This is a genomic window from Dehalobacter sp. 12DCB1, assembly GCF_004343605.1.
Classification (GTDB): Bacteria; Bacillota; Desulfitobacteriia; order Desulfitobacteriales; family Syntrophobotulaceae; genus Dehalobacter.
On sequence record NZ_POSF01000011.1, the window covers coordinates 363,801 to 370,658 of the forward strand.

6 protein-coding genes, 1 pseudogene and 1 riboswitch are annotated in these 6,858 nt (G+C 46.2%); of the genes and pseudogenes, 6 read left to right on the forward strand and 1 reads right to left on the reverse strand.

Going from position 1 to position 6,858, the window contains the following annotated elements; all coding sequences use genetic code 11:
* The first annotated feature begins 9 nt into the window (after window positions 1–9).
* The 6 genes from C1I38_RS05290 (at window position 10) to C1I38_RS05315 (ending at window position 5,804) form a co-directional block, all read left to right on the forward strand.
* Window positions 10–873 carry an SPFH domain-containing protein gene (locus C1I38_RS05290; RefSeq protein WP_020491422.1) on the forward strand — a complete coding sequence of 288 codons (864 nt, stop codon included), beginning with the start codon at window positions 10–12 and terminating at the stop codon, window positions 871–873.
* A gap of 32 nt (window positions 874–905) precedes the next feature.
* On the forward strand, window positions 906–1,070 hold the full coding sequence (locus C1I38_RS05295) for a hypothetical protein (RefSeq protein WP_020491421.1): 165 nt from the start codon (window positions 906–908) through the stop codon (window positions 1,068–1,070).
* A riboswitch (cobalamin riboswitch) is annotated at window positions 1,060–1,244 on the forward strand. Its footprint overlaps the gene before it by 11 nt.
* A 119-nt stretch (window positions 1,245–1,363) precedes the next feature.
* Window positions 1,364–2,281, forward strand: coding sequence for a cobalamin-binding protein (locus C1I38_RS05300; RefSeq protein WP_119775932.1), 918 nt, complete (start codon window positions 1,364–1,366; stop codon window positions 2,279–2,281).
* A 15-nt stretch (window positions 2,282–2,296) separates the two neighbouring features.
* Window positions 2,297–3,346: an iron chelate uptake ABC transporter family permease subunit gene (locus tag C1I38_RS05305; protein WP_119775930.1), complete on the forward strand. Its 1,050-nt coding sequence runs from the start codon at window positions 2,297–2,299 to the stop codon at window positions 3,344–3,346.
* Window positions 3,347–4,618: a heme ABC transporter ATP-binding protein gene (locus C1I38_RS05310; protein WP_119775929.1), complete on the forward strand. Its 1,272-nt coding sequence runs from the start codon at window positions 3,347–3,349 to the stop codon at window positions 4,616–4,618.
* Window position 4,619: 1 nt separating this feature from the next.
* Window positions 4,620–5,804 (forward strand): adenosylcobinamide amidohydrolase, encoded by a 1,185-nt coding sequence (locus tag C1I38_RS05315; protein ID WP_119775927.1) that lies wholly within the window; start codon window positions 4,620–4,622, stop codon window positions 5,802–5,804.
* Window positions 5,805–6,346: 542 nt separating this feature from the next.
* Here C1I38_RS05315 and C1I38_RS05320 read toward each other — a convergent pair.
* A pseudogene (locus tag C1I38_RS05320) lies at window positions 6,347–6,858 on the reverse strand (hypothetical protein); the annotation flags it as partial.

Below are 6,858 nucleotides of genomic sequence, written 5' to 3' on the forward strand. Positions count from 1 at the left end.
ATGATAGCTATGATTGAAAAAAAAGCATGGAAAGTTAACGGGTTCCTGGGCATTCTCATTTTTTTAGCCCTTTTGGCTGCTGCAACATTTAATATTGTTGCCTCAGTTCAAGAAACAGGATTCACGAATATCGTACTAGCAGTGGTTCTGCTTCTTCTGGCACTGATTGTCTCAACCGGCATCCAGGTTATCCAGCCGAATCAAGCCAAAGTACTGACATTTTTCGGCAGCTATATCGGCAGTATCCGCGAACCCGGTATCTGGCTGACGGTTCCGTTCGTTGCCGCGAAAAAGATTTCCCTGAAAGTCCGCAACTTCAACAGCGAACGTTTGAAAGTCAATGATGTCGACGGCAATCCGATTGAAATTGCTGCAGTTGTCGTGATCAAAGTGGTGGACTCGGCTAAAGCTGTATTTGATGTAGACAATTATGAACAGTTTGTAGAAATCCAAAGTGAGACAGCGCTGCGTCATGTTGCAACCAAATATCCTTATGACAATTATGAAGAAGGTGATGTTTCCTTAAGGGGCAACACCGAGGAAGTAGCCGAAGAAATTGCGAAGGAACTTCAGGAGCGCCTGACACTTGCCGGCGTGGAAGTAATTGAAGCACGCCTAACCCACCTGGCCTATGCCACCGAGATTGCGAGCGCCATGCTTCAGAGGCAGCAGGCTAACGCAATCCTGGCTGCCCGTCAGAAAATTGTGGAAGGTGCTGTCGGAATGGCCCAGATGGCTATTCAGCAGTTGGAAAACAGCGGGACAATTGAACTCGACGACGAACGCAAGATGGCAATGATCAACAACCTGCTGGTCGCAATTGTCTCTGACCGTTCAGCCCAGCCAGTACTCAATACCGGCACTCTGTATTAAAAAATAAAAAAGGCGTCAGCAGGAGCAGGATAATGGCAGACAAGAAGAACTTTCCGCTGCGTATCGATCCAAAGTTATTCAGCATGATTGAAGAATGGGCGTCCGACGAATTCCGAAGCGTCAACGCTCATATTGAATATCTCTTACGGGAAAGCGTCCGGAAAGCAGGAAGGATTCCTAAAAAAAAATCCGATTGACAAAAAGGGCCTTCTATGCAATATTGTAAGCGTAGAGAAATGAGAAATGAATGATTGATCCTAGGTGCCTCAGAATGAGGAGACGAATTCTGAATGCCACTGGATATGATCCGGGAAGGCCGGAAGGAGAATGACCCGTAAGCCAGGAGACCTGCCTCGGATTAGGAAGATGATGTATGGTAAAAACGCTTCCTTTAATGATTAAGCCGACTTAGAATGGGAAAGTCTCTTAGAATTAAGAGACTTTTGTTTTTGTTTTATCTTAAAAGAATCAAAACAAAGGAGAAATGATTATGAAGAAAAAACCATTTGTACTACTGCTGATTCTGACCATGGTCCTTACCCTGGCCCTTGGCTTGGCCACAGGCTGTTCAACAAAAAACCAACAGGCCCAACAGGAAAAGATGTTTACGGACACGCTGGGCAGAGAGATTACCATCGACAAGTATCCCCAGAAAATTATTTCTTTAGCCCCTGCTATCACCGAAATTCTCTTTGCCATTGGACTTGATCAAGAAATCATTGGTGTTTCAGAATACTGCGACTATCCTGAACAGGCGCTGACCAAAGAAAAAATGGGCGGCTTTAAAGACCCGAATGTGGAAATGATTGTCGCTGCAGATCCGGATATGGTCTTTATCTCCGCCGGCGTACAGGAAGATGTTATCACGAAGCTTGAAGAACTAGGCACGACTGTCGTTGTGCTCGATGCCGATACGATTGATCAGGTCATCAGCAATATTGAATTGGCCGGTTCTCTGACCGGCAAGGAAGCTGAGGCTACTGCGCTGAATGCAAATATGAGAACCAGAGTAGAAAATATCACTTCCAAAGTCAAAGGCCTGGCCAAACCAAGCGTATTTGTTGAAATCTGGGATGATCCTTTGATGTCAGCCGGTTCAACCAGTTTTGTCAATAATATTATTGAAGTTGCCGGTGGTGTTAATATTGCTGCCGACAACACGGAAAGGTATTATAATTACAGCATGGAAAATTTGCTTCAAGCCGATCCGGATTACTATATCATCAATACCCATGCACATACCCCTGCAGATATCCAAAATCGAGCCGGCTATAAAGTCTTAAGCGCCGTGAAAAACAACAGGGTATTTGCAATTGATGACAACCTGATCAGCAGAGCAGGCCCGAGAGTTATCGAGGGTCTGGAACAAATGGCGGTAACGATTCATCCCGAAGTTTTCGGTAAATAAACGGAGTTATCAATCATGGATGTATTAAAAAGCAGGAAAAATTGGAAGTACTTGCTGATCATCTTCACTTTATTTTTGGTCATCGTGGGCATTTTCTGCACAACGATTGGCTCCGCGAACATTTCTTTTAAAGAGAGTGCCGGGGTTATCCTGAGCAAAGTACCTTTATTGAATCACTGGTTTCACGCGGAAGACTATTCACAGGTCCACCAGACAATTATCTGGACTCTGCGTATTCCAAGAATCATTCTGGCAGCTTTGGTCGGGGGAGCCCTAGGGGTTATAGGAGGTACGCTGCAGGGTTTTTTTAAAAACCCAATGGCAGATCCTTACGTGATGGGGGTATCTTCAGGTGCAGGTTTGGGAGCCACGGTCGCCATTGTTACAGGAGCAGCCGGTTTCCTGGGTATGATTGAAATTCCTGTTTTTAGTTTTGCCGGAGCATTTCTCACAACCTGGATTGTTTACTCCCTGGCCAGAGTTGGAAAAAAAGTTGTTGTCACTACACTGCTACTGGCAGGTGTCGCACTCAGTGCGTTCCTGTCAGCAGTCATGTCTTTTCTGATGGTTTTAAATACGGAAGATATCGATAAAATCTATCTGTGGCTCATGGGCAGTTTTGCCAATAAGAGCTGGGAACATATCCAGCTTGCCGCTCCGTTCACGATTATTGGCATCATTGTCTTATTTACTTTAGCCAAGGAAATGAATGCGATGGTTTTTGGCGACAGTACCGCTCAGCATCTGGGTATCAATCTTGGGAAACTGCAGATTATTCTTCTTGTCGCTACTTCACTGACAACAGCTGGCGCTGTGGCTGCCTGCGGCTCGATTGGTTTTGTCGGATTGATAGTTCCGCACATTGTTAGGATTCTAGTCGGTCCGGATCACCGGATCCTGCTTCCGCTCTCTTTCTTAGTGGGCGGAACTTTTTTGGTGATTACCGATACGATTGCCAGGACATGCATGGGTTCACAGGAAATCCCTGTCGGTGTCATTACCGCGCTTTTTGGCGGGCCCTTTTTCATCTATCTGCTGAAGAAAAAGAAAGAGAGAGGAATATAAGTGGAGCCTTCAATCATTGCCAGTAACCTCACATTTGCCTACGGCAGTAAAAATATTCTGGAAAGCTTAAGTCTGGAAATCAGCAGGGGCAGTTTTGTGTCCATTATTGGACCCAACGGGTCCGGCAAGTCTACCCTGCTAAAAAATATTACCGCAGAAATTACTCCCCAGAAGGGGGTTGTCTTGCTCGACGATCAGGATATTTTTAAGATTAAGAAAAAAGATCTTGCCAAAACGATTGCAGTCGTCCCCCAGGATACCGGAGGGGATTTTGCTTTTTCTGTCATGGAGACGGTACTGATGGGCAGAATGCCCCATCAAAAGCGATTTGAGGGCGATTCTGAAAAGGATGTGGAGATTGCTCAATGGGCGATGGAGCTGACAAACGTCTGGCACCTGAAGGACCGCTCTGTGAACGAACTAAGCGGAGGTGAGCGGCAAAGAGTCATTGTGGCCAGAGCCTTAACTCAGGAACCCAAAGTCCTGCTGCTCGATGAACCAACCTCTCATTTAGATATCCAGCACCAATATGAATTGCTGGAGCTTCTGGATCGTTTGAATAAAACTAAAGGCCTGACCGTGATCGCTGTTTTGCACGATCTTAACCTTGCCGCCCAATTCAGCCATAGAATCATTCTTCTGGATAAAGGCAAAATTGTGGCTTATGGCAGTCCCGTTGAAGTGCTTACAGCCCAGAAGATCCGTGACAGCTACCATATCGAAGTTGCGATTTCGACGAATGAAATCACCGGACGCTTTAATATTATTCCGTTAAGTAAAAAGAAGGACCGGAGTGAGGCTGCCAGGGATGTACGTATTCATTTACTCTGCGGAGGTGGAAGCGGTGTCTATCTGATGGAACAGTTGGTTCAGGCCGGTTATCAAGTGAGCTGCGGCGTCCTGAACATTGGAGATTCGGACTGGAAAAAAGCCAAAGAACTTGGCATTGCCGTATCAGAAGAAGCTCCTTTTGCCCCCATCTCCGCCGAAGCGTTTAACATGAATGAAGACCTTCTAAACGAAGCGGACCTGATCATTGTTTTGTCTGTTCCTTTCGGGTACGGGAACATCGTCAATTTAGAACAAGTTTCAGCGGCTTTACACCTTAAAAACAAAAAAGTAATGATTGTGGAACCTGAATCAGAACAGTGGGATTACACAGGAGATTTTACCGGTGGCAAAGCTGACAGCCTTCTCACCGGCATGATACAGCATGGTGCAGAGAAGTTCGAAAGCATCCGGGAACTATTAGGTAGGATCGGAGGAAAATGATTTGCTTCTGTGGACTTACGAAACAGGTGATACCGTTGAGCGCTATAAAGACAGTATCATTATTTTTTTCAAGGATGACCGCAAGGTTCTGAGTACCGCCCATTTGAACGGTGGCTACCGTGAAAACCTGAAATTTGTTTTTAACCACGATATTAATTCGGGAATGGGCTTGACGTGTGACATCACTCCAACCGTCTATGAGGAACATATGAAGCTGATTGCCACGGAATTGGGTCTTGATCCTGAAGCCTCCGCAGGTCTTCTGACAGCTGCTGCCATGAATAATGCGGCTATTCGGACAGCAAGCTACGAAGATCTGACCGTCACCGCAGTGGTAACCGGCGGCATCGAAATGAACGGCGGCCGGATCGGTGATCCAGCTTTCTTCCATGAACGGCAGGGGGAAACGGTAAACATTCCGGCTGGAACGATTAATATTCTGCTGTATATCAATGCCGATCTTCCGGAAGAGACCCTGACCCGAGCACTTGTGACTTGTACAGAAGCCAAAACGGCTGCCCTGCAGGAGCTTATGGCAGGCAGTTGCTATTCTAGGGGCATCGCCACAGGATCAGGCACAGACGGGACGGTCATCATCTGCAACAGCAACTCTGGCTCCAGGCTCTTCTATGCCGGCAAACACAGCAAATTGGGAGAACTGATTGGAATCACCGTCAAACAAGCTGTGAAGGAGGCTCTTTTCCTGCAGACCAGCCTATGTCCGGTCTGCCAGTTCAGCCTGCTGAACCGCTTAAAAAGATTCGGTATCAATGAAGAAACCCTCTGGCAAGAATACCAGAAGGGCATCGGTGTCCTGGAATGTCAGGGATCCACGTCTCGAACAGGAGTTCCGAATCAAGCGGAATCGAGAAAACCGGGATCGCTGGATAAGCAAAAGTTCCTGAACAGGTTAATAAAGATAGAACGCGAAGGGGAACTAGTGGTCCCGGCTACGCTCTATGTCCATCTGATGGATCAATTGGACTGGCAGTTATTATCGCCTGCCCAGGCCGCCTCCGAAGGGAAAATCATCATTGAACGTCTCAGGAGAAGCTATGATTTACCGGATGATTTTCTGAATGATTTCTTAATTTCCTACAGCTCCGTTGACGATGCCATAACGGCAATGTCCCATTGCTTTGCAGTGCTAACAGTAAGGATCATTGCTGCAGCGAAGTTCGACTAGAACAGTATCCTCAAATTGTTGTTTTTTCATTTTGTATATTACATTATCATTATGTGAGGGTAAGTCTGTGAGCCACAATACCGCTTTTCGGCTATTGCGCCATCCTTGGCGCAAAAAGCCGCGCTGCGCTATCCTGCTCCGCTCACAGCGGAACTGTGCCCCCCAGACTGATCTTAGGGTTAAGTAGGTTTGCATGCCAGAATACAACTCATTATTTGTGGTACTAGCCGTTCAAACTAAAAACAGCCGCTGGCGAAACTCATTCGTCGGCGGCTGTAAAATTTGCTTGGAAGCTTTATACGGAATTCCCCTCGATTCTGATCCCGCATTCTTTATATGATGGCTTAATAGACCCAAAATTTAACGTCATGTAGTCTATCCGCGGCCAAGCGGAGCACGATGCGGAGCGCGGCTTTTTGCGCCATGGATGGCGCAATAGCCGAAGAGCGGTTAGGGTACATGACGTAAACCCTAAGTTTACAAAAATACTGCCAATAGCATAAAACTATTAACAGTATCTCATAGGTTTAGATTTATTCTACTTAAGCTGATTCTTCCTTCTTGCTATCCGCTGTGATAAGCTCAGGTTCAATTCGCTGAAGGATCGTATCCTTGGTAACGACGCATTTGGTGACATCCGAACGGGTTGGAATATCATACATGACATTCAGCATGATTTCTTCCATAATCGCCCTAAGACCCCTCGCTCCCGTATTACGGCGAATCGCTTCTTCAGCAATGGCTTTAAGCGCATCTTCTTTAAACTCCAGCCCTACACCGTCCATTTCCAGCAGTTTTTCATACTGTTTGACCAAGGCGTTTTTGGGCTGGGTCAAAATGCTGACTAGCGCATCCTGATCTAGGGCATCCAAGGTGACAATAACAGGAAGTCTTCCGACAAACTCGGGAATTAACCCGTATTTTAAGAGGTCTACCGGCAGGATCTGCCTTAAGAATTCCCCGAGATAAAGTCCGTATAATGGTGTAAATTCAAATTTTAAATAAAACGAGCCAAAAAGCTCAACCTCGGTTAAAATAAAGTTACCAGACAATA

What these genes read in the sequence shown, in the direction of transcription:
- C1I38_RS05290 (WP_020491422.1), top strand. Translation starts at nt 10, where the DNA reads ATGATTGAAAAAAAAGCATGGAAAGTTAACGGGTTCCTGGGCATTCTC.
- C1I38_RS05295 (WP_020491421.1), top strand. Translation starts at nt 906, where the DNA reads ATGGCAGACAAGAAGAACTTTCCGCTGCGTATCGATCCAAAGTTATTC.
- C1I38_RS05300 (WP_119775932.1), top strand. Translation starts at nt 1,364, where the DNA reads ATGAAGAAAAAACCATTTGTACTACTGCTGATTCTGACCATGGTCCTT.
- C1I38_RS05305 (WP_119775930.1), top strand. Translation starts at nt 2,297, where the DNA reads ATGGATGTATTAAAAAGCAGGAAAAATTGGAAGTACTTGCTGATCATC.